Below are 25,695 nucleotides of genomic sequence, written 5' to 3'. Positions count from 1 at the left end.
TATTTTATCAATTCTGATACGCCTCCTTACTTCAAGTAATCGTCGAAGTAGCGCGTTATCTTCTCATACAGATGCGGACGGTCTTTGCCGATCACATTATGCAGATGGCGGGGATAAACGAAATAATCAGGATACGTATCCGCATCCACACAAGCTTTCAGGAACCCGAGGCTATGCTGCCAGACAACAACCGGATCGATATCTCCGTGGATCAACAGCAGATGTCCCTTCAGGTTACCCGCTTTCAACTTCAGGTTGGCATTCTTATAGCCTTCCGGATTATCCTGCGGCCGGTCCATATAGCGCTCGCCATACATAATCTCGTAGTTGCTCCAATCGATCACCGGGCCACCGGCAACCCCCACCTTGAACAGTTCCGGATACGAACACATCAGGTTCGTCGTCATAAAACCGCCATAGCTCCATCCGTGCACGCCGATACGGCCGGCATCGACATACGGGAGTGATTTCAGATACTCGACACCTTTTACCTGGTCCGCCATCTCGTTCACACCTAAATTACGATGTATGACATTTTCGAACGCCTGTCCCCGGTTCGCCGATCCCCGGCTGTCGAGCGTGAAGACCACATAGCCGCGTTGAGCCATATAGATATCCCAACCGCCTACGCCGTTTTTCCATCCGCCTGTAACCAGCTGGGCATGCGGCCCGCCGTACACATAGACGATCGTCGGATATTTCTTCGCCTCATCCAGACCGACAGGTTTTACCAAGCGGTAATTCAAAGAAGTGACGCCATCCGCCGCCTTGATCTTTCCGGTAACGATTTCCGGCATCGCATATCCTTCGTACGGATCTTTCGCCGTCAACAACGTCCGTAAGGTTTCCCGCTTCTGTCCGTCAATGATCGAAATCTCACGTGGTACGTCGGGAGCGGAATAGCTGTCGATCAGATATTTGCCGGACGCGCTCAGTTGCGTGGCATGTACACCCTGCAAACCGCCCGAAGTCAATTCGTAAGAGGTTCCCTTTTTCAGATCCAGACGTGACGTCCCGACATACAGTGCATCGCCATAGCTGAACGAACTCAGCATCGACGGCCTTGTGGAAGAGAAGAACAACGCCTTTCCCTTGGCATCGAAGCCGAGGACATTCAGCACTTCCCACTCGCCTTCCGTCAACTGCTTCAACAGTTCTCCCTTCGTATTATACAGATACAAATGATTATAACCATCGCGCCGGCTCTGCCAGATAAACTGTTCCGGATTGTTCGGCAGGAAAAGCACCGGATGTTGCGGCTCCACATAATGTTCGTTCTTTTCGGTAAACAGATCCGCCTCTTTCTCACCCGTCAAGGCAGAATAGCGTACCAGGTGCATCTCGTTCTGATCCCGGTTCAGTTCGGCAATATAAATGCTCTTCTCATCCGGGCTCCAGGCAATATTCGTCAGATACTTTTCTTTCGGCAAACCGGTCTTCAACCAGACGGTTTTCCCGGTCGCCAAGTTGTAGACACCGACCGTCACCTCGTGGCTTTTCATCCCAGCCATCGGGTATTTGTGCGGTTCGGCTTTCGCACAACGGGCGGTAATATCGACAAACGGATAATCCGTCACCATGCTTTCATCCATCCGGTAGAAAGCCAGCGCCGAACCGTTCGGGGACCAGAAAGTCCCTTTATGGATACCGAACTCGTTCTGATGAACGGACTTCCCGCAGACAACACCTTCGGCCGTTTCGTCCGTCACGATACCGACAGCGTTATCCGGTGAAAGGATTTTCAGATTGTCGCCCTCCGTAAAAGCCAAATAACCGTTGGCCGGACAGAAGTCGAAGTTCTCCCAGGAGCCGTTCAGGTCATACGTATTTACAATCCTGTTTTCCGCAAAGTTATAATGGAAACGATGGCGCTTGGCATTAAAAGCAAGCACCGGCTGATCTTTATAAGGGACCGAGAAGAAAGGCATGCTGCCAACCGTCTGTGCGCCGGCCGCCGTAAGCGCTTCGTTCAACTGCCGGCGGGTAAAGGCGACTTTCACCGGCTTTGTCGATTCTCCACTCATCATGCTGTCACCCTTGACATACAGATACGTATCTCCGCACCACTGCAACTGTTTCAAGTTACGGGGCACAAAGTGGCTTTGCGTCTTTCCACCGGGAATCAGGTCATGCAAAGTGAACTGTTTGTCTTGTCCCATCATCGACAACGGATTTAGAAGTGCCAAAGCACAGAATATACCTAAAAGATTAAGCCTCAAAGTCATCCTTGCCCCTTCTTTTAAATGGTTTCTTAAACGGACGGTCACCAAACTTCTTATCTCCGAACTTTTTCTTACCGCCAAAATCCTCATCATCCTTGAAGTGTTTCTTGATCGGACGTTTGCCGACAAAATCCTTACGTGCCGGACGGCCGTCTGCACGATCATCGCCAAAATAACGTTTACCGGGAATAAAGGGAGCCCGCTCGCTGTCGTCTTCAGCATGTGCGGCGGCAAAACGACGGTCGGGACGATCCAAGCGGTCGGGACGATCCAAGCGGTCGGAACGGAAGTTCGGACGTGACGGACGGTCCGGCCTGCGTTCGAAAGAAGGTCTTTCCGGATGGGAAGGACGTGCTTCGCCCTCTTCGTTCAGTGCTTTTTTATAATCTTTGTTCTTCCCTTCGAATATGTCATAGCAACGATATTCGCATTCCAGCGAACCGTTCATAAGCTTCATCTTTTCACTCGGTTTGAGGCCGATCTTGTCGAAACATTCATCTTTATAACTCAGAATCCAAACCTTATAGCCGGTAAACACATGCTTGATGCGTTCGCCGATCATATTGTACAACCCTAACAGGTCACGGCTGGAAATACGTTCGCCATAAGGAGGATTGGTCACCATGATGCCCGGCTGCGGAGCCTCCGTGCACTGCTGGAACGGCTGGGTCTTCAGCTCGATATATTTCATCAGACCGGCGCTACGGATATTCTTTTCGGCAATCTCGATCGCCGCCGGATTGATATCGGCGCCATAACATTTAAAATCAAACTCACGTTCCTGGCTCTCGTCGTTATAGATACGGTCGAACAGTTCCTGGTCGAAGTCGATCCATTTCTCGAAAGCAAACTCCTTACGGTGCACACCCGGCGCAATATTCAAGGCGATCATCGCCGCCTCGATCAGCAACGTACCGGAGCCGCACATCGGATCGACGAAATTCGATTCGCCTTTCCATCCCGTTTTCAAGATCATACCGGCAGCCAGCACCTCATTCAACGGCGCTTCCGTCTGGTCCACCCGGTAACCGCGTTTATGCAGGCTCTCGCCCGAACTGTCGATAGAGAGCGTACAGTCGTTATGTGAGATATGAATATTGATATACAGATCCGGATTGTTTACACGGACAGAGGGGCGTTTCTGCTCCTTCTCCATGAAATAATCCACGATCGCATCCTTCGTACGATAAGCAACAAACTTGGAGTGATTGAAATCTTCAGAGTAGATTACAGAGTCGATGGCAAACGTCTTGTCCAAGGACATGTAATTTTCCCATTTCACCTTCTTAACCTCTTTGTAGACAGCATCAGCGTCTTTAGCTTTAAAGTGATAGATAGGTTTCAGGATACGCAATGCCGTACGGCAACAGAAGTTGGCTTTGTAAAGCACTTCCTTATCTCCGGTAAAGGAAACCATCCGGCGGCCAATCTGTATGTCGTTAGCACCTAAAGATAATAACTCGCCGGCCAGTATTTCTTCCAACCCGTAAAGGGTCTTGGCCACCATTTCAAATGTTTCGCTCATTTTAAGTTGAAAGTTAACAATGATTCCTCATCGTTTATTAGTAATTCTATTTTAATTATTAATTGTTTAATTATTAATCGTCCTTTGTTCCATGACTTCGCTGACTGTCAACTGGCATTTATCAATTGTCTGCTGACTCACGGTTGCTCCCGCCGGAACATCTTCCGTAATCCAGACATTGCCACAGATCGTAGCTCCTTCGCCAATACGAATGCGTCCTAACAATGTAGCATTGGAATAAACCGTCACATGATCGCCCAGCACCGGATGGCGCGGCACACCGCGTATCGCATTCCCGTTCTCATCGGGCGGCAGTTTCTCTCCTGCCAGACTGACTCCCTGGAAGATGCGGACGTGGTTCCCGATCACGCTTGTCTCACCGATAACGGTTCCCGTCCCGTGGTCGATCGAGAAATAGTGCCCGATCTCTGCCCCCGGATGGATATCGATACCTGTCTCCGAATGGGCCATTTCAGTAATCATGCGGGGAATAAAGGGGACGCCCAATCGGTATAGCTGGTGCGCAATGCGATAGTTGCAGACAGCCCGGAAACCGGGATAGCAAAAAATAACTTCGTTGATGTTCTGCGCAGCGGGATCGCCGTTGAAAGCAGCTTCGGCATCCGTCGCCAACAGGCTGCGCATTTCGGGAAGCGTCCGGATAAAGGCTTCCGACAGTTTCTCCGCCTCGGTAAGGATCTTTTCTTCGGGACAAGAGACGCAGGTAGTATCAGCAAAACAAAGCCCTGCATAAATCTGCTTGGAAAGCAGCGTATGCAACGTTCCGACATTTACGCCGGTATGGAAACGGATTGTCTGCTTGCTGATCCGTGCATTCCCGTAATAACCGGGGAAAAGGATTGCCCGGCACAAATCTATGATCTCTTTCAGCACTTCACCCGAGGGTAGCGCCTCTTCATCCCGGTAAGCATGAAACAATTGCTGGTAAGACCCCTCGTCCGAGAGCATCTCAACTGTATCATTCAAGACCTTGCTATGCTTTTGCAATCCCATTATTCAGCAATATCGTATTTGGCAACAAAAGTAAGAATAAATTGAAAATGAACAATTGACAACAGGCAATTATTTGCCCATCATACAACGCTTTATCCAAAAAGACAAATCGTCCGGCAACGTCAACTTTCAATTCTTAACTTCCAATTTTCAACTTATTATGCGGTGCCCCGAATTCCTTGCAGGTCACTTCGTCCATTTCCACAATCCATATTTTGACATTCTTCACAGCCGGATCGGAATAGCGGAATTCCTTATCCGAATACTGTTTCATAATGATATCCAGGGCTTCCGTCTTCTTGTCGAAATCTTCTTCAAAGCGGACTTTCCCCCAGCATATCACGCTCTTGGAGCGCATCCGGTAACTGCAAGCGACCTCCGGGTGCTGGAAAACGAGATCATGATCCGTACTGAACGTAATGCAGACGCGCGGATTCCGTTCTAAAATGGAGATGCTCCGTCCCTCCTGTGCCGAATGCAGGTATATAACACCATCGCGGTAGCCAAAGTTCATCGGCAATACATAGGGAGTCCCATCCGTATCAGCCAGTCCCACATAGCAAATATCACACTTCTTAATGGTCGCTTCAATCAGTTCTTTATTGGTATGTACTAATGTCTTCATTTCTCGTTTCTGTTTTTGTCCCTACAAACATACAAGTTTTTTTGAAACCAGACACTTCATAATGTATAAGGCTGTGTAAAAACGTGTATCCATTGAGGAAAAAACAAATATATTAACAATGTTGATACAAAATATCCAAAACCTATTTCACTCCAACTAAAAACTCCTAAAAATTTTACAACCTCTGATTCCAAAACATTATTACAATCACTTTTTTAAACAATGAGCACAATTTATCAGCATAATTACTTTGTATCTTCATTTGCTTTTGCAACAATAAAAAGCAAACACATATGCCAACCAATAGAAATCTTTTTTACCAACACAAAATCATTACCTGCATGTGCTATAAATGGCGTTTCTATATCACAAATTTGTTTTTGTCTTCAAGCCGGATGGCAATATTCTCAACCCCATACAACGTTAACATCTCAGACAAACCATATAAATTGTTTCGATGTGGATGTCCCATGTACAAATTCATAGCATTAGATGAAGTGTACTTCACTTTCAAACTTCTTAACAGCTCTATTAAAATATTAGTATCTTTCAGGGCCTTATCATAATTCCATAATCACCAAAACTGGATTACCGTCCTCATCGACTCCGGGAACGCCACCTTCCGATGCAACATCTGCACCTATTGAAAAAGCGACCGCATTGCTGTCAATGTATAAGGATCTCGTATTTATCCATGTTTTTTTACCATTAGGCAAACGGAATGGGATCCCGAATTTTCCTCCTTCATTTGAAAAACGCGATAGAATCCGATTGTTGGCTTTGTCCCATATTTCATCATATGATTTATTTTTAAACAGATAAGAGACTACATAATAGTTCGAAATCAAAGACAAACCCATTGCCTGGAGATAAGGAGAATCTCCGGCGAGCAACTCTTTTGCTTTTTCCGGTGGAAGTTTATATGCCCCTTTTTCCAATATGCAAATGGGGGATATCCCTCCTTTTGTCACAGTAAATACTGTATCTTCATCTGCATAATGAACAATGGCCTGATCACGATTCCGGCAATAATTAATTCGCCAAATCAAACATAGCCGTTCCATATCCGTCAAAGACATATCAAGTGGAAATATCCCTTTCTCGATATTGAATGTTTTGTCTGTCAGATATAATTTACATTCAGATCCACCATCAACCCCTTTGACTAAAGCATAATCCGAAGTGATCAAAAGCGGTGTATTAATTTTCTTTTCCGCAAATGAAATCTCCTGGATGAAATTTCCATCCAAATCATACATGATATATTTATTACGTTTTTGGTCATACACACACACCATACGGTTTTCCGGTTCAACGTGTACATATGTTAAATCAACATATTCCCCAGGACCTTGCCCTTTCTTGGAAAAAGAAGATATAATCTTTCCTTTCTTATCCACCCGAAAAACAGTACTCGTCTTATGATCTACCATGTAATGGAAATCTTTACCTATATACACTGGTCTGGCCAATGCCAACAAAACATTATCTGTTGTTGAAACAGGAAGATAACTCACTCGCTTTGCGACATTATTCCAAACAAAAGTGTCAGGTACAAAATATCCAATGGTTGCACCTAAATCAAGGACTGGTAATATAGTTCGTTTATCCATGATAAATTGACAACCACTCATCATTAATAAAATCACTACACATATTCCTAAAATACTGTTTTTCATATTATAATTATCAACGACTAACAAACCATATTACTTCAACTCAAATTCTCCTATAAAAATATTCGAATCATATTTAATCTCTATCCTGAATGTACCTTCTCCTTCCACTATAGGAAATGAAATCACTTCAGGCGATTGATACTGGCATACGTTAACAAGGTTCCCTTCCGCATCCAATATGGATACAGTTGCTTCTGCCGGCAATTCAAAAAAAGACACATAGACTACACGATTATCCAACCAGGCACGGACAGGTAACAAACTCCGCAATTCTATATCACGTGTATCCGTCACTTTAGCAGACAATATAACAGGAGAGACAAATGTCAATCCCCATACAATAATCAAAAAAAGGAAATAGTTCTTTTTCATAAAGCAGTCTGTTCTTAGAATTTCTACTACAAACTTAAAGCCCTCCTCCCATTGGATAACAGGAATAAATATGTTTTTCTATTCTTTTCATTAATAGCATTATAATCAATACATTAAACATCATTTTTACTCATTCAAAAGGTCCTAATTCCTGCTTTCAGAGATAAAAGCAGGAATCGCTAATACCATTTTTTCAGGATTTCGTCCAAAGAGTAAGCAGTAGATGTCGGAAAACACCGTTTCCGGATATCCGACTTTATCCGCCGGATCATATCTTCTCCCAAATTGAAAACAGTAGAAACTTTTGCGGTCTTCAATCCCAATTTGGTCAGGCAGACAATCCGGATTTCACGTTCGCCCAAATCAAAACTGCCGGTCAGATGTGTGAGAAATGCCCAATACTAACCGGTTTTGAATACGGGATAAATAACTATTTTGACTAATCAACTCCTTCTGCCAAGCTTCATACATTTTACACAGAGAGCTATAGTCTTCCTTGCTTTTCATCTTTCGACATCGAACTTAACTTCAAATTTTGCTGACTAAGCAATAAATCCTTTTGATTGATTAAAATGTCTTTTTCACGCAGTATTTGTTCTTTTTCTTCAACGGTTCTCTTACTTCGGGTTTCGATCTCTTCCAACTGCTGTTCATATTCAGCTTGTCTTTTGCGATTATCTTCTTCCAGCATACGGACTCGTTCATTTCTTTCTCGCGCCAAACGGTCTTTTTCCTCCTGGATTTGACTAAGCGATTGCTGAGCTGCTTCCAATCTCACATTATTCTCGCTCAGTTCTTTGTCTTTAATCGATAGTTGCCTCTTTTAGAAAGAGATCAATGGTTCTATATAAATATTTTTCTTGACTAATCATCTTTATATATATCACTTTTTAGGGGTAGCTATTACGACTATAGGATTATCATCTTCCATAAGATTTGAAACAAGACGTTTACCTCTCTCACTCATTCCTCTCTCTCCATTTAGTTTAACATACTCACTTAATGCTTGTACATCCAAAACACCATAAACTTCTCCATTTTTATTCATACCACGTAAAATAACAGAAGTTAATCCATCTGTGTCATTTGTATATCCATAATGAGACTCATAAGCTTTTTTGCTATGAGGGATATATAGTTTTTTATTTTTTTTATCAAAAGCACAATTATAAGTTGTCATTGCCGAATATCCTTTAGCATATTTAAAGAAGATAAAACGATCACTTTCACCAACCCACAATATATTAATTTGGTCACTGACAGCAGATGAAGGAATGCCATCAAGTTGTAGGTCTGGAATTTCTTTATTTCCAGTCCGAAAAATAATATGAGGTAATATCTGTTTATCCCCAACCTCGTAAGTCATAGCATTAAAACCTATTCGTGAAAAATAAAGCTTCCCTTTATAATTATAAAAGATCAAAAGTCCATCACCTGACAAAACATCCGCTCCAAGAATGTTTTCATTTTTATACACTTTAGAGATAAATCCCTGTTTATTAAAGACAATAAGCCTATATCCTTTTTTACAAAACTCAGCTGAAACATTTCCAATATATTGACTTGAATTTATTGCCCACGGACTAAATACTGTAATAATCTCATTGTTTATACTTGGCTTCTTTATAATATCTACCATCTCACCAGTCTCTATATCATAGCCTTTCCATTTATCAATATCATTAGCATAAAGAATATTACGTTTTTCATTCAACCCATTTAAATAAACAATCCAACGACGATATTCATCCGGACCACCACCTTCACGATCCAATCTTCGAATAAACTTTCCTGTTTTTCTATCAAATAAATAAGTGTGCCAAAAAGCATTCATCGCGACAATATACTTATCTGTCACATAATAATAAGCTCCGGGCTTCAAGAAACATTCTGGTGTTGTCTCCAATGGGACATACTCTATTTTATCAAATAAAATAGTTAAAGATACATCTTCATTACTATTTTCAAGATCAACAATAAAAGGTTTATTTTGTGCTAAACCCAAAAGTGAATATAATAAACTACACAAACAAAAAAATATTTTCATACCTTACAACTAAAATCAACAACAATAAAACAGTCTGTTTTTAGAATTTCTACTACAAATTTAAAGCCCTCCTCCTATTAGATAACAGGAATAAATATGTTTTTCTATTTTTTATTAATAGCATTATAATCAATATATTAAACATCATTTTTACTCATTCAAAAGGTCCTGATTCCTGCTTTCAGAGATAAAAGCAGGAATCGCTAATACCATTTTTTCAGGATTTCGTCCAAAGAGTAAGCAGTAGATGTCGGAAAACACCGTTTCCGGATATCCGACTTTATCCGCCGGATCATATCTTCTCCCAAATTGAAAACAGTAGAAACTTTTGCGGTCTTCAATCCCAATTTGGTCAGGCAGACAATCCGGATTTCACGTTCGCCCAAATCAAAACTGCCGGTCAGATGTGTGAGAAAACCTGGATATACCTGGTTGAAATTTTCCATAAAGACTTTCCAATCCCGCTCTTTCCAAATGTCCAATACTAACCGGTTTTGAATACGGGATAAACAACTATTTTGACTGATCAACTCCTTCTGCCAAGCTTCATACATTTTACACAGAGAGCTATAGTCTTTCTGGTTTTCCAATTCCTGCTGCAATTTTGCTTCACTTTCCGAACGTAATGTATCTATTTCCGAACGCAATATTATTATTTCCTGTGTAGTTTTCTGTTGCTCGCTCGTTAGGATGCCTATCTGCTCTTTATATAGCTTTTCATCTTTCGACATCGAACTTAACTGACTAAGCAATAAATTCTTTTGATTGATTAAAATGTCTTTTTCACGCAGTATTTGTTCTTTTTCTTCAGCGATTCTCTTGCTTCGGGTTTCGATCTCTTCCAATTGCTGTTCATATTCAGCTTGTCTTTTGCGATTATCTTCTTCCAGCATACGGACTCGTTCATTTCTTTCTCGCGCCAAATGGTCTTTTTCACGCAATATTTTTTCTTTTTCTTCAACGGTTCTCTTGCTTCGGGTTTCGATCTCTTCCAACTGCTGTTCATATTCAGCTTGTTGTTTCCGGTTGTCTTCCTCCAGTACACGGACTTGTTCATTTCTCTCCTGTACTAAACGGTCTTTTTCCTTCTTGATTTGAGTAAGCGCTTGCTGAGCTGTTTCCAATCTCACATTATTCTCGCTCAGTTCTTTGTTTTTAATCGATAGTTGCCTCTTGTTTTCATTTAACATTTTCATTGTCTCCTGATTACGCAGTTTCTGCAAAGACAACTTCTTGTTAAAATAGAAATAGATAAATATTCCGACAACCAGACTCGCCAAAAACAGGACCACCCACATCAACTGCCGGATCTCAGCCTCCTGCATTTGCCTGTCATGCCGGTTCTGCATCCGCTCTTTGTTGTAGAGTGCTTTCACCCGTTCCAATTCGTGAGGACGATAAAGATGCTCAATGGAATCCCTTAACTGCAAATAGGTTTCATTATACACAAAGGCGGAAGCATACTCCCGATTTTCTTTTGCCAATTGATATAACAAACGGTTGGCATTGCATTGAGTAAATAAATTTCCACTCTCCAATATCTTTCCAACATAAAACAGAGCGGAATCGGTCTGTCCCAACGCATGATAGATATCCCCCAGATTATAATACTCTGTATCCAAAAATTTCGGATTATCGGTACTTTGTAATGCATCTCGATAATATTCCAATGCCGTGACATATTCTCCCCGAACTTCACTAATATTACCAAGAGAAGTAAGAATCATTCCTTTTTGCGTTTGGACATGCCCCTCGTCAGCCAATTTCAATGCTTTCTCATAATAGATTGACGCACTGTCAAGCAAATTCATCCCCTGCAAACATTTTCCGACATTACATAATGTATTGACCATACCTGCCGTATCAGAACTATATACATATGCCTGATGGGCTTCTTTATAATAAACAAGACTTTCCCGATGATTCATATTTCTCCAATATAAACCGCCCAAATGGTTATTTATACGGGCACGTAAATCATAATCAATCGTTTGAGTCACTTGTTCCTTCGCCCTCAGATAGGCTTCCAAGGCCTCTCCTTCCAAATCAAGATCCGACAACACCCGCCCCTGGCAATAATAAGCCTGCGCCTTCCGATGCGGGTCTTTCCGTTTCTCAAAATACCGCACCGCCACATTGATCACCGAATCCGACGTATGTTCCACATAATTCTTATCCCGCGCTTGCGTGACCAGCAAACACCAGGTGGCATAGTCTTCCGCGGAAAGCTTTTCCAGAGAGCGGACGGATTCCAACAAGATCAACGAACTGTCCGGACGATTCGGCATGAGCGTTTCCGCCTTCTGCAAAAGAGAGTCGACATAGTGAGGCTGCCGGCACGCGCCCTGAACTAAGATCAACAATAGGAATATAGGCGATATAAGTTTTTTCATCAGACTGAGTTTGTTTTACATATTGCAATATTACTAATATTTGCCCGTATTCCCTTCTTATTTTGCCGACAATATCAACCCGCAACTACACACCTCTCGATATTACGGATCTCTTCCTGCTCCAAACGGTTCAAATCGTAATGGCAACTTTCATGCCTCCTTATTGTCAAAATCTCCGAAAAAGCCATTGGTTCAAATCGAAACTACTACCGCATCCAATTTGATTTTATACCCCATATAATCCAAATTACACGCAAGGATAATATTTTTTAACAAACAACATATTCCATATATACATAATAATCACAGATTTACGAAATGACTCTATTTCAGGAGGGGATATTGTCAATTTTTAGTACAACCTTAGAGCCATCTCCTGTAAACCATAAACGATATCATTTGTCATGAAAAAAACATATTTCCTGTCATTTTAATTCATTTCAATCTATTTTCCTAACACACGCTTTGCTTGCTTTCCTCCTTTCAGCCTTAAAACGACACGATTCCGCAGGGCCTTCCCGAAATCATCTAAATGATTTTTCAAATGATCTGAATGGTTTTGGAAAACTATTCAGACAATCGGGATAAACGATCAGGATAAAAATAGAAAATCATTTAGATGATTTTAGGGAAGGGTGCGGGACAAGGCATAAAACGGTCGTCAAGAGACTGCAAAAAGCCTCCAAAAAGCAATTTTAACAGCTAAAAGCCCTGTTGGAAAGATCGGTTGACGGTTGACGGTTTGACCGTATTTTCATCCTTCCACCCGACACCTTCCACCAATCGCACCGCACAACTTCACCCTTTCGGGAACAAAAAAAGAGATTTCCGGAGAAAAGAAGAGCAAAATGTCAATTCCAAACTGCTCTTCCTTCCCCTATTTGTAATCATCAGGATAAACGTACGGATATAAGCGGACCTACGAGTGGCAACTCTAACAAATTGTCAATCGTAGGTCCGCTATTTACAGATATGCTAATTTGCCGACGGAAAAAGACGAGCGATCGTGTTCCTGCCACCAACAAGATTCAACTGCTGCCCGCCCCAGACAAACGTTCCGCTCAGCGAAGCCGGTAAAACGATATGGCCGGAAAGTCCTTTGCCGTTTTTCTTCAAACTGACCTCGATAAGCCCTGCCGGGTGAGGGATCTTTCCTTCTATCTGGTTCAACGATCCTAAATGAGGGGCGATGCGGACCGAACGGAATCCCGGTTCTGCCGGCTCCACGCCACAGACCGTTGCCAGGAAGTCATAGACAGGGCTTGCACTCCAGGCATGGCAGTCCGAACGGGTCGGTTCGGGATTCTCGGCAAAGGTGGTCAAGCCCATTGCCAGCATATCCTGCCAGGGTTTGAGCATATCCGTGTATCGATCGGCCAAACCGACCTTTTTCAAGGCACGGAACAGGTAAAAGCGATAGTAGAAGGTAGCCTGGATCAGAGAAGGATCCGTATTCAGTTTATCGAACAACGCCTGCTGCTTCTCATGCGGGACGGCATCCGAAAGGATTCCCATGATATTGGCATGTTGGCTGTAGCTCGTACCTTCCAAATCATCCGCAAGCAACTGTTTTCCTTCGTCCCAGCATTTATCCCAGGTATTGCGGCACAACGAGCGATAGACTGCTTCATAACGGGCGGCCAGATCCGCTTCTCCAAACGTTTTCAACAACTCGACGGCATCTTTCAGTGTATAGGCCAATTGAAGGGAGAGGATCGAAGAACCTCCGCTGATAGCCGCCTTATGTGTTCCGCCCAAAGGCTGGTTATTGTTCCAGGGCCACTGTTTCGGCCAGTCGATAAAGTTCCAGTGAGGGACCGGTCCCAGCAGGCCGGTTTTCGGATCGATCTTGCCTGCAAACCACTCCAAGACACTCTTTACGCCCGGCATACATGCCTTTACAAATGCAGGATCATCCCTGTACATCCAGTAATCGTGCACCATATTGATCCAATATAAGGAGAAAGGCGGGATGTATTGCGGAACCCGGCTCGGATAACGGCTGGTCGTAATTCCTTCATACGAACGGGAATAGTCGAACATCCTGATCGCCTTGCGCATCAACCGGTCGTCACCGTCCACATACAGGGAAATCAATGCCTGGATACGCGTATCTCCCACATATTGGAGCTGTTCGTAATAGGGACAATCGTAATAGGTTTCATTGGCACACAGCCGGGCTGTACGCCAACCGGCTTCCCATATCTTTTGCAGTTCCGGGAGATTGCTGCTGAAACTGCCGTTCTCTTTAAACGGATAGGCGGTGTACATGCCATAGAGGTCCGACAAAGTTAGCGGATCCTCCTTCGTCTCGATCTCCATTTGCAGATACCGGTACGTCCGGAACCATAGCGGGCGGAACAGCCGGTTGCTTCCGCCGTCCGGATAAAACTTATCCGTGAAGCCTCCTATTTCGCGCCCTTCTATCTCGTTACGGTTACCTTTCTGTCCATCCTTGTAGAGCGCCTCACCGTAGCGCATCCTGATCTCGCTGCCTTTCCCTCCCGACACTCTCAGTTCGGGATAAGCATTTGTCAGATAAGACTGGTCGATCAGCAACGTCACTTTCCGGTTCGCCGGGACCACCAGCGGGGCATTCCCCTCCAGGAAAGCGGGCGATGCGGACATTCCTTCCGAACGCCGGATCGTTTTCATCCGGAGCAACGTATCTTCCATCAAAGGAATATCGCGCCGGCACAACACCCAGTCATAGCCTGTCCCGGCTCCATAAGGCTGTCCGCGTCCCAACTGGACGGCGTTTTTCCATGAACCGTCGTCATATCCTTCCGTTTCCCATCCCCACGGATATAAAGAGGCGTTTACGATGTCGGCACACCCGACATCCTGACGGTTCTCGACAGACGGCGCATAGGCGGGATTCCGGTAAACTTTCCAGTCCGGCCCGCTATTCACAATGGCTTCCTGGGCTGTATTCCCTTGTACGATCAGCCCGGTTTTCAATGTCATCTGCGCTCCGGGGGTATAGGGACCGGCATTCCAGACAATAGCGGCAAGCGTATTCTCGCCTGCTTTCAGTAAAGATGCAATATCCACTGTCTCAAAATACCAATGATTCAAGTCCCCGCGTGCCGGACCGTAGCAGACAGGCGTTCCATTCACAAAAAGCCTGTAGCGGTTATCCGCCGAAACATTAACCACGAACGATTCCGGTTGCCTGTCCAGTTTGAAGTTCTTACGGAAATGATAAACGCCATAATCATAAAGAGAAACATCCGGGCAGGAAATCCAGTCGGCATCCCATTTGCCGGTCAATAACGAGGGAGCAGGAGCAACTTGTCGCACACTCTTGTTTTCTACGGCAGAACATAAAGCTGTACACCAGAAAACGATTGCTAATAAATAGTAGTATTTCATATTGTTAATTATTAAAGTTCCAAAAGAATAGAGAGTAAGAGACAATAATACTTCATAACATTAAGATCAACTGAGTTTCCATGATATCCAATGCACAAATATATGGATATACCATCGTCCGCCATTTACAAATTTGGGAATTAATCATGCAGAAATGATACAAGAAGAAAGATTTCCCGCCATAAAATCAAAAAGGGCCGGAACTTTCATTCCGACCCTTTCGTTCTGTAAGTTGTCTCACGGGGATTCGAACCTCGACAGACAGAACCAAAAACTGTAGTGCTACCATTACACCATGAGACAATCCGGCGCTTTATCTAAAGCGATGCAAAGGTAAGAATAAAATCTTACCTTGCAAGCATTTTTGTATGAAATTCTTATTTTACGATCAGTAAATAGTAGTTCTTCTTACCTCTCTGAACCAACAAATATTTCTCATCCAACAGGGAAGAACAGTCGATAACCATATCCTGATCCGTTAGCTTTTCCTTGTTCACACTGATACCGCCACTCTGTACCAGTTTGCGCATTTCACCTTTTGACGGGAAAATAGCGGCTTTTTCAGTGAACAGGTCGATCGCCTTGACACCGCCACTCAACTCTTCGCGGGAAACTTCGAACTGGGGAACACCGTTGAACACATCCAACAATGTCTGTTCGTCCAAATGTCTCAATGCTTCCGACGTAGAGTTTCCGAACAGGATGTTGGAAGCCTCGACGGCTGCATCATAATCTTCCTGGGAATGAACCATGACCGTCACTTCCTTTGCCAAACGTTTCTGCAACGGACGGAGATGCGGCGCTTCTTCCTGTTCCTTGATCAGGGCATCGATCTCATCCTTAGGCAGATCGGTAAAGATCTTGATATATTTGGCAGCATCGGCATCGCTCACATTCAGCCAGAACTGGTAGAACTTGTAAGGGGAGGTATAACGGCGATCCAACCAGACGTTGCCGGACTCGGTCTTGCCGAACTTGCCACCGTCGGCTTTCGTGATCAACGGGCAGGTCAAAGCAAAAGCCTCACCGCCCAACTTGCGGCGGATCAGTTCCGTACCGGTCGTGATGTTGCCCCACTGGTCGGTTCCTCCCATCTGCAGGCGGCAGCCTTCGTGTTCATACAGATACATATAATCGTATCCCTGGAGCAACTGGTAAGAGAATTCCGTAAACGACATGCCGACGGAAGATTCGCGGCTCAGGCGCTTTTTAACGGACTCTTTAGCCATCATATAGTTAACAGTGATATGCTTGCCGATATCACGGATAAAATTCAGGAAAGAATAATCCTTCATCCAGTCGTAATTGTTTACCAACTTGGCAGCATTAGGCGCGTCCGAATCGAAATCCAAGAACTTGGACAACTGCTTCTTAATGCTATCCTGGTTATGACGAAGCGTCGCTTCATCGAGCAGGTTACGTTCCGCCGACTTCATTGAAGGGTCTCCGATCATACCGGTAGCTCCGCCGACCAGAGCAATAGGACGGTGTCCTGCACGTTGGAGATGTTTCAGCATCATAACCGATACCAGGTGACCGATATGTAATGAGTCAGCCGTCGGGTCAATACCTACATAAGCAGAAGTCATCTCTTTTTGCAACTGTTCTTCTGTTCCGGGCATCATATCAGCGATCATGCCCCTCCATGTTAATTCTTCAACAAAATTCATCGTTTTAGATTATAGTATTAATTGAATGTCGGCAAAGGTACGACTTTATAATTGAAAATGGAGAATTGAGAATTGAAAATTAGGGTATAACAGTGATTTAAGGGAGATGGAGGATGTCGTGGGCGTTTCGGGCGATCTGAGCGGCGAACTGCTCCAACGAAAGATCTAGGGAGGCCGAAAGGTTCCGGTAAACGGTGCGGATATCGATTTCACGGTCGTCCGTTTCGGCAAATAAACGGCCGGGCCATGCCTCGCGTACGGCATCGGGATTGAAGCGCTCGCCAAAAGAGAGATAAAAGCCCTGCCGGATAAGTTGTCCGGCTAATGTGGCATTACCACGAAAACCGTGTATAATCCAGGGCACACGGGGCTTTAGTCCCTTTTTCAAGGCGATCAGCTCGTCCCAGGCTTTCACGCAGTGAATGATCAAAAAGATACCGGCGTTTTCGGCAAGAGATACCGACGCCTTGAAGATTTCCTGCTGACGGTCCATCGGAGCTTCCGCACCTTTATCCAGGCCCGTTTCGCCAATGGCCACTACATTCGGAAATGACGCCTGCCGTTCCAGTTCGGCAAGTTGTTCTTCTACGTTATATATATACCAGGGATGTATGCCGACAGAACGGTACCGGCCTGTTCCCGTGTCTGGCGCCGGGACGATACGGTTGACGACCGCAACATCTTCGGGATGAACGGGCAAATGGTGGGTATGTATGTCGTAATAGACCATTTACGGTACAGGATCATATCCGCTTCCTCCCCAGGGATGGCAGCGAAGAATACGTTTGACAGCTAAATACAATCCTTTCACCGGACCATGTTTTTTGAGAGCCTGCACGGCATATTCGGAACAAGTAGGCGTGTACCTGCACGATGCCGGCGTCATGGGAGAGATGCAATATTTATAGAAATAGACCGGCAACAACAGAAGGAAAGTGAAAAAACGCTTTATCATGCTTTGTCGCGAAGTAGGTTCAATGCTTTTGTCATGGCTTTTTCCATATCGGCAAAAGGATGGATTTCCTTGTCCAAATAGAGGAAAGCAACCAACATACGTTTGTTTTTTTCCGTCAGCGGATCGATCAGGTCATATTTACGTACCCGGTAGGCTTCACGGACCTGACGTTTGATCAGATTCCGTTTTACGGCACGTCTGAATTTCTTTTTGGGGACACTCACCAGGATAGATACCGGAGCCAATGTCTCCTCTTCCACCGGCAAATAAACGACCCGCAGTGGAAACGCCACAAACGATTGCCCTTTTGCAAACAGCAGGTCAATGTAACGTTTCCACGACAGGCGCTCTTCTTTTGAAAGGGTGTACCTTCTATTTACCATTCTTTTTATTACTACCCATCTCTTTTTTCAGATACAATTCCAGGGCAGCCGTCATGGACGGAGCTTCGGGAGTCGGCGCTTCCACATCCAGGCGCAAACCGGCTTCTTTCACCGCCTTGGCCGTTGTCGGGCCGAAACATCCGATCTTTATATCTTCCTGTTTGAAATTCGGGAAGTTCTTCAGCAGAGAAGAAATTCCCGAAGGGCTGAAAAATACCAGCATATCATAGTCGAACTTCTCGTCTTTCGAGAAATCATTGCTTACGGTACGGTACATAACAGCTTTCGAAAAAGAAATCTTCTTCGCTTCCAACATAGTCAACAAATCATCTTTATGCACGTCGGAAACGGGCACAAGATATTTTTCTTTTGCATGCTTGCCGATAACGGTAACCAGATCATCCAGCTTCCCGGTCTGTCCAAAAAAGATCTTACGCTTTCTATACACAATATATTTTTGCAAATATACAGCAATGGCTTCAGTCATACAGAAATACTTCATCGTTTCGGGAATGGCAACACGCAGTTCCTCACACAGGTGGAAGAAATGATCGATCGCCGTACGAGCCGTAAAAACAACAGCCGTATGATCCAAAATAGAAATTTTCTGCTGTCTGAACTCCTTAGATGTAAGAGGTTCTACTTTAATGAATGGGCGGAAGTCAATCTCAACTCCATACTTCTCTGCAATGTCGAAATACGGGGACTTCTCGGATGCAGGCTTCGGTTGTGATACCAGCAACTTTTTGATGTTCAATGCCATAGAGTACTTGTCTCGATAAAGTTATACAAATAAACCATACCTTCGTACAAAAATACCAGAGGTAAAATTTCTTGGCCGCAAAGGTACAAACTTATATACAATAAACCAGTGCTTTTCTTGTGAAATATCCGTATTGTCTTATAAATTATTACAAAACGACACAAAATATAGAGAATACAAAACATTGTTATCGGTATAGTTACGTGTGTCCCGACAAACACCAACCACAACACCGGGACGTATAAAGAGACTCCCCAAATCCCCATAATGGCATTATAACTCGTCTTCCATAACTTATATTTATCGGGGTCGGCAAACACGCCGCCCAAGAGGTAATAGCCACATTGTTTAAACTGATAAAACAGGAATAAGGCGCAGAAAACCGTTCCGATCGCCGATAAAACCGCCTGCCATTCCACATAATTCAGAAATCCGTATATCCTGCCGATCGCAATCAAGGCGATACTTGAAAGGAATAATGCCTGGAATGTCATAAAATTACGGAAGAAGAAAACGCTCTTCCCCACCACATCGTCAAAAAGGTTCTGCCTCTCCTTCAACAGAAAAGCATCTTTCAACATTTTCACAAACAACTGGAAATTGGCTCTGAACACAAAGGAAAAGACAATAAACAGGAACAACAGCAGGGAGAAGATCACATCATCCACCAACTGTCCGTCCCACAAGCGAATGCCCACATATCCTTCAAATATATTCATGTTCCCTGCGTATTACAGGTGCAAAGATAATCAAAAAAGAAAGGCAAGCTTACCCGACAAGCTTGCCTTCTCAAACAATCAACCGTTATGAATAACGATCTTAGAAACTATCTTAAATATTATAATACTGTTCCCAGCCTTTACGCGGCATTTCGCCGACCAGCATCTGGTTCATAACCGGATCGTTCACGATCTGCTTCGTATCGCGGTCGAACACGATCTTGCGGTTCATGCGCTGCGCCAATACGCCGAGGCAGAATACCTGGCTCAACGGACCTGCGATAGAGAACGGAGAACGGGTCTTTTCCTTGCCTTGGCAAGCCAACAGGAAGTTTGCATAGTGGTTGGACGGGCTCTTCTGGTATTCCGGCAATTTCGGATTCATATCCTTAGCTACCTGATCAGGGATCACTGACAAAGTGCTGCCATGAGAACCGCCTTTGAATGTCAGAGTCTTCGTATAGATTTCCTTACCCGGGTTCAGTTTAGCCAACTGAAGTTTGCCACCGGCAACCGTCGGGATATTCGGATCGACATCGGAAGAACCGTAGTTTTCAGGAACAGGAGGAATATTATCCAAACCGTCATACCAGGTAATATCGACAGCCGGCATCTCTTTTCTTTCCGGGAATCTGAACAGGATGCGGGAAGACATCGGGAAGAAGAACGGGTTGTGATCTTTCAGATACAACGGGTTTACTTCCGTCGGCAGGCCGAGATCCAGGAATTCGTGGGCAGTATCGATGATGTGGGCTCCCCAGTCGCCCAACGCGCCCATACCGAAATCGTACCAGCAACGCCACTGTCCCAAATGGTAATCGTGATTATATTCGTGGAACGGACGAACGCCCAACCAAGTGTCCCAATCCAATGTTTCAGGAACCGGTTCGCCCATCGGCATGTGCGTGATGTTCGGGTTCCAGTTATGCCAGCGGCGCGGAGAGTTCATGTGAGCCGTGATAGCGGTAACGTCTTTGATCAGGCCGGCTTCTTTCCATGCCTTGAACTGGAAGTAGTTGGCTTCGGAGTGCCCTTGGTTACCCATCTGGGTAACGACACCGAATTTCTTTTCGGCACGCATCATCACTTCGATTTCCTGGAAGGTGCGGGCCATCGGTTTTTCTACATATACGTGTTTTCCATGAGCCATCGCCTCGATCGTGATCGGGAAATGCGCGTGGTCAGGCACACCGACTGTTACGGCGTCGATCTTGTCAGCCATCTGGTCGAACATCTGACGGAAATCCTGGAAACGCGGAACTTTCGGGAACATGGAAATAAGTTTCTGAGTATGAGGAGCCCCCATATCTACATCACAAAGTGCAACGACTTCGCACAAACCGGTTTTGTACAGTTCCTGCGCGATCTCGCCTCCACGGTTACCGATACCGATAAAAGCGATTCTCACTTTTTCATTGGCACTGACAAAAGGAACACCCGGCATGGCATTGGCCTTGGACGGAATCCAGAAAGAAGGAATTGCTGCCGCAGCTGAAAGGGCGGCTGCCCGTTTCAGGAACGAGCGACGTGAAATATCTTCAGATTTCATGGTAAATATATTAGATAAATTATTAATGTTTGCGTGCACATAACAACTTCACAAAAGTAGATATTTTTTTCTTACACAAAAACTTTCTCAAGGATTTTTACAAGTAAAAAGAAAGAAAGGCACGTTTGGCATTTTGTAACAAAAACTATATACATTTGTTCTATTAAAAATGAAAACAAAAAAGATATGAAGATCAGACAGATTCTATCCATCGGATGCCTCCTTTGGATACTTGCCGCCTTCCGCTTGGCAGCGCAGCAACCGGAAATACAACCCCTGCCCGTAGACCCGAAAGTGAGATACGGACAGCTCGACAACGGGTTAACCTATTACATCCGCCACAACGCACAACCGAAAGAACGCGCGGATTTCTTTATCGCCCAGAATGTCGGGTCGATCCTGGAAGAGGAGAACCAGCGCGGACTGGCCCATTTCCTCGAACACATGGCGTTCGACGGGACCAAGAACTTCCCCGGACACGGCATGGATGAATTTACCGAGAGCATCGGGATGCGCGGAGGCGAGAACTTCAACGCTTATACAAGTTTCGACGAAACGGTTTACATGATCATGAACGCTCCGGTCACCCGCGAGAGCGTCATCGACTCCTGCCTGCTGATCCTGCACGACTGGTCGGGCTTCATCACGCTCGCAGATACGGCCATCGAAAAGGAACGGGGCGTGATCCGGGAGGAATGGCGCACGCGGCAGGATGCCCAGGCGCGTATCTGGGAACAGCAGCTGCCGAAAATGTTCCCGGACAACAAATATGCACACCGGATGCCGATCGGAACGATCGACGTGATCAACAATTTCAAGCCGGAGGAGCTCCGGGCTTATTATAAGAAATGGTATCGTCCCGACCTGCAGGCTATTATCATTGTAGGGGATATAGAGGTAGACAAGGTGGAAGCGGCCGTAAAACGTATCTTTGCCGATATCCCGGCTCCGGCAAATCCGGCCACGCGGGAATATACGAAGGTGGCGGACAATGACAAACCGCTTATTTCCATCGCCACGGACAAGGAGGCTTCCAATATGATCCTTTCCATATTCTATAAGCACGACAAGATGCCGAAAGAGCTGTATGCCACCGCCGCAGGGTTGATGAAGGACTACATGGAGAATGTCGTCGAAACGATGATAAACGAACGCTTTGCCGAGATGATGCAAAAAGCGGATCCTCCTTTTGTCGCCGCCCAGGCTTCGGACGGCGATTTCATGATCGCCAAGACAAAAGGCGCTTTCACGGTTGCCGCCCTGGTAAAGGAAGGCGAGATAAACAAGGCGCTCGACGCGCTTGTGACGGAGACGGAACGGGTGAAACGGTACGGATTCACGGCATCCGAATACGACCGTGCCCGTATCAATGTCCTGAAACAATACGAATCGCTCTTCAACGACCGCGACAAACAAAAGAACCGCTCCTATACAAACGAATATGTCCGCCACTTTACGGACGGCGGCTATATTCCGGGTATCGAAACGGAATATCAGCTGATCAGCCAGATCGCACCGCAAATACCGGTCGAACAGGTGAACCAATACGCCCAGAGCTTGATCGGCGACAAGAACATCGTAATCGGCCTCACCGGCCCTGACAAGGCAGGCATGAAATATCCGACCGAGACCCAATTATTGGAAGACTTCATCAAGGCGCAGCAATTACCGGTCGAACCCTATCAAGAAACAGTTTCCAACGAACCGCTGATCCCGCAGCTGCCCGCTCCGGGAAAGATCAGGGAGATGAAGACGGATCCGCTGTTCGGTGCGACCGTCCTGACACTCAGAAACGGCATCAAGGTCGTACTGAAACATACGGACTTCAAGAAAGACGAAATCCTGATGACGGCCACCAGCCCCGGCGGCAGCACCTTGTTCGGAGCGAAAGACATCGACAATCTGAAAGTATTCAACGATGTCATTACGCTTGGCGGAGTCGGCAATTTCCCGGCAACCGATCTGAACAAGGTATTGGCAGGGAAGAAAGTCTCCTGCTCTCCCTCCATCGGCCTGAATACGGAAAATGTAAACGGTTATGCCGCTCCCACCGACCTGAAAACCTTGTTCGAACTGGTTTATCTCTATTTCACGGCTCCGCGTATGGATGAAGAGGCTTATGCTTCCTTCGAAAACCGTATGATCGCACAGTTGAAGAACCTGGAACTGAACCCGATGGTGGCGTTCAGCGACACGCTGACAAAGGCGATTTACAACAATAACCCGCGTGCCGCCCGCATCACGGCCGGCGATTTCAAGCAGATCAGCTACCCGCGTATCATGGAGATGTATAAAGAACGGTTTGCCGACGCTTCGGACTTTGTCTTTACGTTCGTCGGAAATATCGACACAGACAGCATCCGTCCTTTTGTGGAACAATACCTGGCGACGCTCCCGTCCAAAGGACGCGTCGAGAAAGCCAACCCCGCCGAAGTACCGGCTATCCGCAAGGGCGAATACACGAATATCTTCAAACGCGCCCTGGAAACACCGAAGGCGTCGGTCGTCGACTTCTGGTCCGGTAAGATGGAATATAACCTTGAAAACATCCTCACTGCCACTATGTTGAAGCAGATTCTGGATCTGGTCTACATGGAAAAGGTACGCGAGGACGAAGGCGGAACTTATGGCGTGCAGACTTCCGCACAGATATCTTCCTTCCCGGAAGGACAAACATTCCTGCAAGCCTATTTCGATACGGACCCTGCCAAACGGGAAAAGATGAACGCTATCGTCCGCACGGAACTGGATAACATCGTCCAATCCGGACCGCGCGAAGAAGATTTCAAGAAGAGCCGAGACAATATCCTGAAACGCCACGCAGAGAACCTGCAGGAGAATGTTTACTGGCTGACGACTTTGGATAATTATTACTTCCGCGGGTTCAACGGCGAGACGACATACGAAGAAACGATAAAAGGCATCACGCCAGCCAAAATACAAGCATTCGCCAAGAAATTGTTAGGACAGGGCAACCGGATCGAGGTGGTGATGGAGCCGTGACGTCTACAACTGACGTGAGCATTTTGTCGTTGTTATCCCGATTGATATGAAATATCGGGTATTCCAATATCACTTTAGTAGTGAAAATAAAGAAAACAATCATATTCAATTTTCTAATTATGAGTATGATTGTTTTCTTATCTATAGATAACTAACGAGTTACAGAAATTTTTTTCGAGCCGATTATGTGCCTGTATTTGTCATATCCCAATTGACTGGTATCGGATAGGCAAAACGTGATGCTAAACCGTTCTTTTTATCGATAGGGTTTTCTGCATTCAGCTCTGTTATTGTTTTGGGAAGTGACACTTCATATGAATCTATAGTAGCATTCCTTTGTTGAAGAAGATACTGATTTTCATTTTAGTTCTATTTCTTTTGATTGATATTCCAAATAGCTATTATCCCCATAATACAACTTCAAATTATCGTCTGAAGAAGTATAAGATACAATTTTATAAAATAGAGTCATATACATTCTTTCGAATTCAATAACATTTTCATCCATGCTAACCACTTGAGTCATTATATATTTGAATGATATTTTCCCTGATATAGAGTCCATGTCGAATGTTCCATCCAAATGATTTACTCCGACTAAACCACAAAACTTATCATTCTCCTCAAAAATCAAATATGCGGACATACAATTTCCGGGAGTTGCCAGTTTTTCTCCATTTTCAATGATTGCGCTCAATTGCCATTGCAGTTCTGTTTCAATCGGAATCTCCTTTTGAGGAGGAGTTTCCGAATCGCTGTCACAAGCGATACAGAGAGCCAAACAAAATAACAGAGATATTTTTATCAGTAATTTCAAACTTATATTTGCCATCGTTTTATTATAATTACAAGTTAATAAATCAAATAGAAAAGTCAAAAGGCAACAATAGGTCAACTCCTTTCATTTATTGCTGTTTTACATGTCGGATTACAAAATTTAAATCCATATCCTGCATAAAAGCAAGGCATCAAGTACAAATACATACACTCTCATTTGTATTCGTTAGGAACGGGGCAAATACATAGTTAAAAGATCTCGAACTTCGGTTTAGCTCCAAGGCCAACACTTTTCAAAAGTAATTAATTATCACGATATAACAAAATATAATATCAAAATCGATAAAATTAATCAGACACAAGTATACAAACCTAAAATACAACGGATATACAGACATGGACACAGGTAAAGGCGGAGGCAGCGAAGAGAAACGTCCTGGCAAATTGTAACATATAAATGATCAATGGGGATTTTAGGAAACCAATAAGTAAGGGCGGATTCCAAACCTATAAATCATCATTCCATAATTCGTTTTTTTATACTGAATATTGAAAATGATTGAAAAATCAACAACTTCTTAAAATATGCTTTATATTTGTAGACCTGGTTAAGCTATTAAGCAA

The 25,695-nt window shown here is 44.6% G+C and carries 20 protein-coding genes; 1 reads left to right on the top strand and 19 read right to left on the bottom strand.

All coding sequences use genetic code 11. The features are described 5' to 3' along the window. Positions 1-26 precede the first annotated feature (26 nt). From ACW6QF_RS12775 to ACW6QF_RS12690, 18 genes are all read right to left on the bottom strand, one after another. A complete protein-coding gene (locus ACW6QF_RS12775) occupies positions 27-2,225 on the bottom strand; it encodes a DPP IV N-terminal domain-containing protein (protein WP_456088115.1) in 2,199 nt (732 codons plus the stop codon). Continuing rightward, entirely contained in the window at positions 2,209-3,747 is a 1,539-nt protein-coding gene (locus tag ACW6QF_RS12770) for a THUMP domain-containing class I SAM-dependent RNA methyltransferase (protein WP_456088114.1), read from the bottom strand. The genes ACW6QF_RS12775 and ACW6QF_RS12770 overlap by 17 nt, the downstream gene beginning before the upstream one ends. Positions 3,748-3,813: 66 nt before the next feature. Further along, positions 3,814-4,761, bottom strand: coding sequence for a serine O-acetyltransferase (locus ACW6QF_RS12765; protein ID WP_456088113.1), 948 nt, complete (start codon positions 4,759-4,761; stop codon positions 3,814-3,816). Positions 4,762-4,897: 136 nt separating this feature from the next. Then, positions 4,898-5,386: a pyridoxamine 5'-phosphate oxidase family protein gene (locus tag ACW6QF_RS12760; RefSeq protein WP_456088112.1), complete on the bottom strand. Its 489-nt coding sequence runs from the start codon at positions 5,384-5,386 to the stop codon at positions 4,898-4,900. A 560-nt stretch (positions 5,387-5,946) separates the two neighbouring features. Next, on the bottom strand, positions 5,947-7,065 hold the full coding sequence (locus tag ACW6QF_RS12755) for a 6-bladed beta-propeller (protein ID WP_456088111.1): 1,119 nt from the start codon (positions 7,063-7,065) through the stop codon (positions 5,947-5,949). 30 nt (positions 7,066-7,095) lie between these two features. Further along, positions 7,096-7,437, bottom strand: a complete 342-nt coding sequence (locus tag ACW6QF_RS12750; RefSeq protein WP_456088110.1) for a DUF3244 domain-containing protein — start codon at positions 7,435-7,437, stop codon at positions 7,096-7,098. 179 nt (positions 7,438-7,616) lie between these two features. Next, positions 7,617-7,799: a hypothetical protein gene (locus tag ACW6QF_RS12745; protein ID WP_456088109.1), complete on the bottom strand. Its 183-nt coding sequence runs from the start codon at positions 7,797-7,799 to the stop codon at positions 7,617-7,619. A 122-nt stretch (positions 7,800-7,921) separates the two neighbouring features. After that, entirely contained in the window at positions 7,922-8,209 is a 288-nt protein-coding gene (locus ACW6QF_RS12740; RefSeq protein ID WP_456088108.1) for a hypothetical protein, read from the bottom strand. Between the two features lie 111 nt (positions 8,210-8,320). After that, positions 8,321-9,484 carry a 6-bladed beta-propeller gene (locus ACW6QF_RS12735; protein WP_456088107.1) on the bottom strand — a complete coding sequence of 388 codons (1,164 nt, stop codon included), beginning with the start codon at positions 9,482-9,484 and terminating at the stop codon, positions 8,321-8,323. 203 nt (positions 9,485-9,687) lie between these two features. Beyond that, positions 9,688-11,877, bottom strand: coding sequence for a tetratricopeptide repeat protein (locus ACW6QF_RS12730; protein WP_456088106.1), 2,190 nt, complete (start codon positions 11,875-11,877; stop codon positions 9,688-9,690). A gap of 975 nt (positions 11,878-12,852) precedes the next feature. Beyond that, on the bottom strand, positions 12,853-15,252 hold the full coding sequence (locus tag ACW6QF_RS12725; RefSeq protein ID WP_456088105.1) for a family 78 glycoside hydrolase catalytic domain: 2,400 nt from the start codon (positions 15,250-15,252) through the stop codon (positions 12,853-12,855). Positions 15,253-15,629: 377 nt separating this feature from the next. Beyond that, the gene (tyrS, locus tag ACW6QF_RS12720) at positions 15,630-16,922 is read right to left on the bottom strand and encodes a tyrosine--tRNA ligase (RefSeq protein WP_298548238.1); all 1,293 of its coding nucleotides are present in this window, start codon (positions 16,920-16,922) and stop codon (positions 15,630-15,632) included. A gap of 97 nt (positions 16,923-17,019) precedes the next feature. Next, positions 17,020-17,652 (bottom strand): TatD family hydrolase, encoded by a 633-nt coding sequence (locus ACW6QF_RS12715; protein ID WP_456088104.1) that lies wholly within the window; start codon positions 17,650-17,652, stop codon positions 17,020-17,022. Next, positions 17,653-17,874 (bottom strand): membrane protein insertion efficiency factor YidD, encoded by a 222-nt coding sequence (gene yidD / locus ACW6QF_RS12710; protein WP_036723952.1) that lies wholly within the window; start codon positions 17,872-17,874, stop codon positions 17,653-17,655. Beyond that, on the bottom strand, positions 17,874-18,260 hold the full coding sequence (gene rnpA / locus ACW6QF_RS12705) for a ribonuclease P protein component (protein ID WP_298548234.1): 387 nt from the start codon (positions 18,258-18,260) through the stop codon (positions 17,874-17,876). The genes yidD and rnpA overlap by 1 nt, the downstream gene beginning before the upstream one ends. Then, positions 18,250-19,017, bottom strand: a complete 768-nt coding sequence (locus tag ACW6QF_RS12700; protein WP_298548267.1) for a uroporphyrinogen-III synthase — start codon at positions 19,015-19,017, stop codon at positions 18,250-18,252. Before ACW6QF_RS12700 ends, rnpA begins: the two co-directional genes overlap by 11 nt. Next, entirely contained in the window at positions 19,014-19,742 is a 729-nt protein-coding gene (locus tag ACW6QF_RS12695; RefSeq protein ID WP_456088103.1) for a DUF4271 domain-containing protein, read from the bottom strand. Before ACW6QF_RS12695 ends, ACW6QF_RS12700 begins: the two co-directional genes overlap by 4 nt. Positions 19,743-19,854: 112 nt before the next feature. Continuing rightward, positions 19,855-21,291: a Gfo/Idh/MocA family oxidoreductase gene (locus tag ACW6QF_RS12690; protein WP_298548228.1), complete on the bottom strand. Its 1,437-nt coding sequence runs from the start codon at positions 21,289-21,291 to the stop codon at positions 19,855-19,857. 186 nt (positions 21,292-21,477) lie between these two features. Here ACW6QF_RS12690 and ACW6QF_RS12685 point away from each other — a divergent pair, with 186 nt between their 5' ends. Continuing rightward, entirely contained in the window at positions 21,478-24,294 is a 2,817-nt protein-coding gene (locus ACW6QF_RS12685) for a M16 family metallopeptidase (RefSeq protein WP_456088102.1), read from the top strand. Positions 24,295-24,652: 358 nt separating this feature from the next. Here the strand turns inward: ACW6QF_RS12685 and ACW6QF_RS12680 are convergent, their stop codons facing one another. Further along, complete coding sequence (locus ACW6QF_RS12680) at positions 24,653-25,126, bottom strand: META domain-containing protein (RefSeq protein ID WP_456088101.1); 474 nt, start codon at positions 25,124-25,126, stop codon at positions 24,653-24,655. Between the last annotated feature and the right edge of the window lie 569 nt (positions 25,127-25,695).

It is taken from the genome of Parabacteroides sp. (genome assembly GCF_977054455.1).
This window is presented reverse-complemented; position numbering and strand designations above follow the sequence as displayed.

Excerpts from the sequence above, each read along its gene's own strand:
- ACW6QF_RS12735 (WP_456088107.1), bottom strand. The coding sequence starts at position 9,484 with ATGAAAATATTTTTTTGTTTGTGTAGTTTATTATATTCACTTTTGGGT.
- ACW6QF_RS12680 (WP_456088101.1), bottom strand. The coding sequence starts at position 25,126 with ATGGCAAATATAAGTTTGAAATTACTGATAAAAATATCTCTGTTATTT.
- ACW6QF_RS12690 (WP_298548228.1), bottom strand. The coding sequence starts at position 21,291 with ATGAAATCTGAAGATATTTCACGTCGCTCGTTCCTGAAACGGGCAGCC.
- ACW6QF_RS12725 (WP_456088105.1), bottom strand. The coding sequence starts at position 15,252 with ATGAAATACTACTATTTATTAGCAATCGTTTTCTGGTGTACAGCTTTA.
- ACW6QF_RS12775 (WP_456088115.1), bottom strand. The coding sequence starts at position 2,225 with ATGACTTTGAGGCTTAATCTTTTAGGTATATTCTGTGCTTTGGCACTT.
- ACW6QF_RS12750 (WP_456088110.1), bottom strand. The coding sequence starts at position 7,437 with ATGAAAAAGAACTATTTCCTTTTTTTGATTATTGTATGGGGATTGACA.
- ACW6QF_RS12755 (WP_456088111.1), bottom strand. The coding sequence starts at position 7,065 with ATGAAAAACAGTATTTTAGGAATATGTGTAGTGATTTTATTAATGATG.
- ACW6QF_RS12730 (WP_456088106.1), bottom strand. The coding sequence starts at position 11,877 with ATGAAAAAACTTATATCGCCTATATTCCTATTGTTGATCTTAGTTCAG.
- ACW6QF_RS12715 (WP_456088104.1), bottom strand. The coding sequence starts at position 17,652 with ATGGTCTATTACGACATACATACCCACCATTTGCCCGTTCATCCCGAA.
- ACW6QF_RS12685 (WP_456088102.1), top strand. The coding sequence starts at position 21,478 with ATGAAGATCAGACAGATTCTATCCATCGGATGCCTCCTTTGGATACTT.
- tyrS (WP_298548238.1), bottom strand. The coding sequence starts at position 16,922 with ATGAATTTTGTTGAAGAATTAACATGGAGGGGCATGATCGCTGATATG.
- rnpA (WP_298548234.1), bottom strand. The coding sequence starts at position 18,260 with ATGGTAAATAGAAGGTACACCCTTTCAAAAGAAGAGCGCCTGTCGTGG.
- ACW6QF_RS12760 (WP_456088112.1), bottom strand. The coding sequence starts at position 5,386 with ATGAAGACATTAGTACATACCAATAAAGAACTGATTGAAGCGACCATT.
- ACW6QF_RS12770 (WP_456088114.1), bottom strand. The coding sequence starts at position 3,747 with ATGAGCGAAACATTTGAAATGGTGGCCAAGACCCTTTACGGGTTGGAA.
- ACW6QF_RS12695 (WP_456088103.1), bottom strand. The coding sequence starts at position 19,742 with ATGAATATATTTGAAGGATATGTGGGCATTCGCTTGTGGGACGGACAG.
- ACW6QF_RS12765 (WP_456088113.1), bottom strand. The coding sequence starts at position 4,761 with ATGGGATTGCAAAAGCATAGCAAGGTCTTGAATGATACAGTTGAGATG.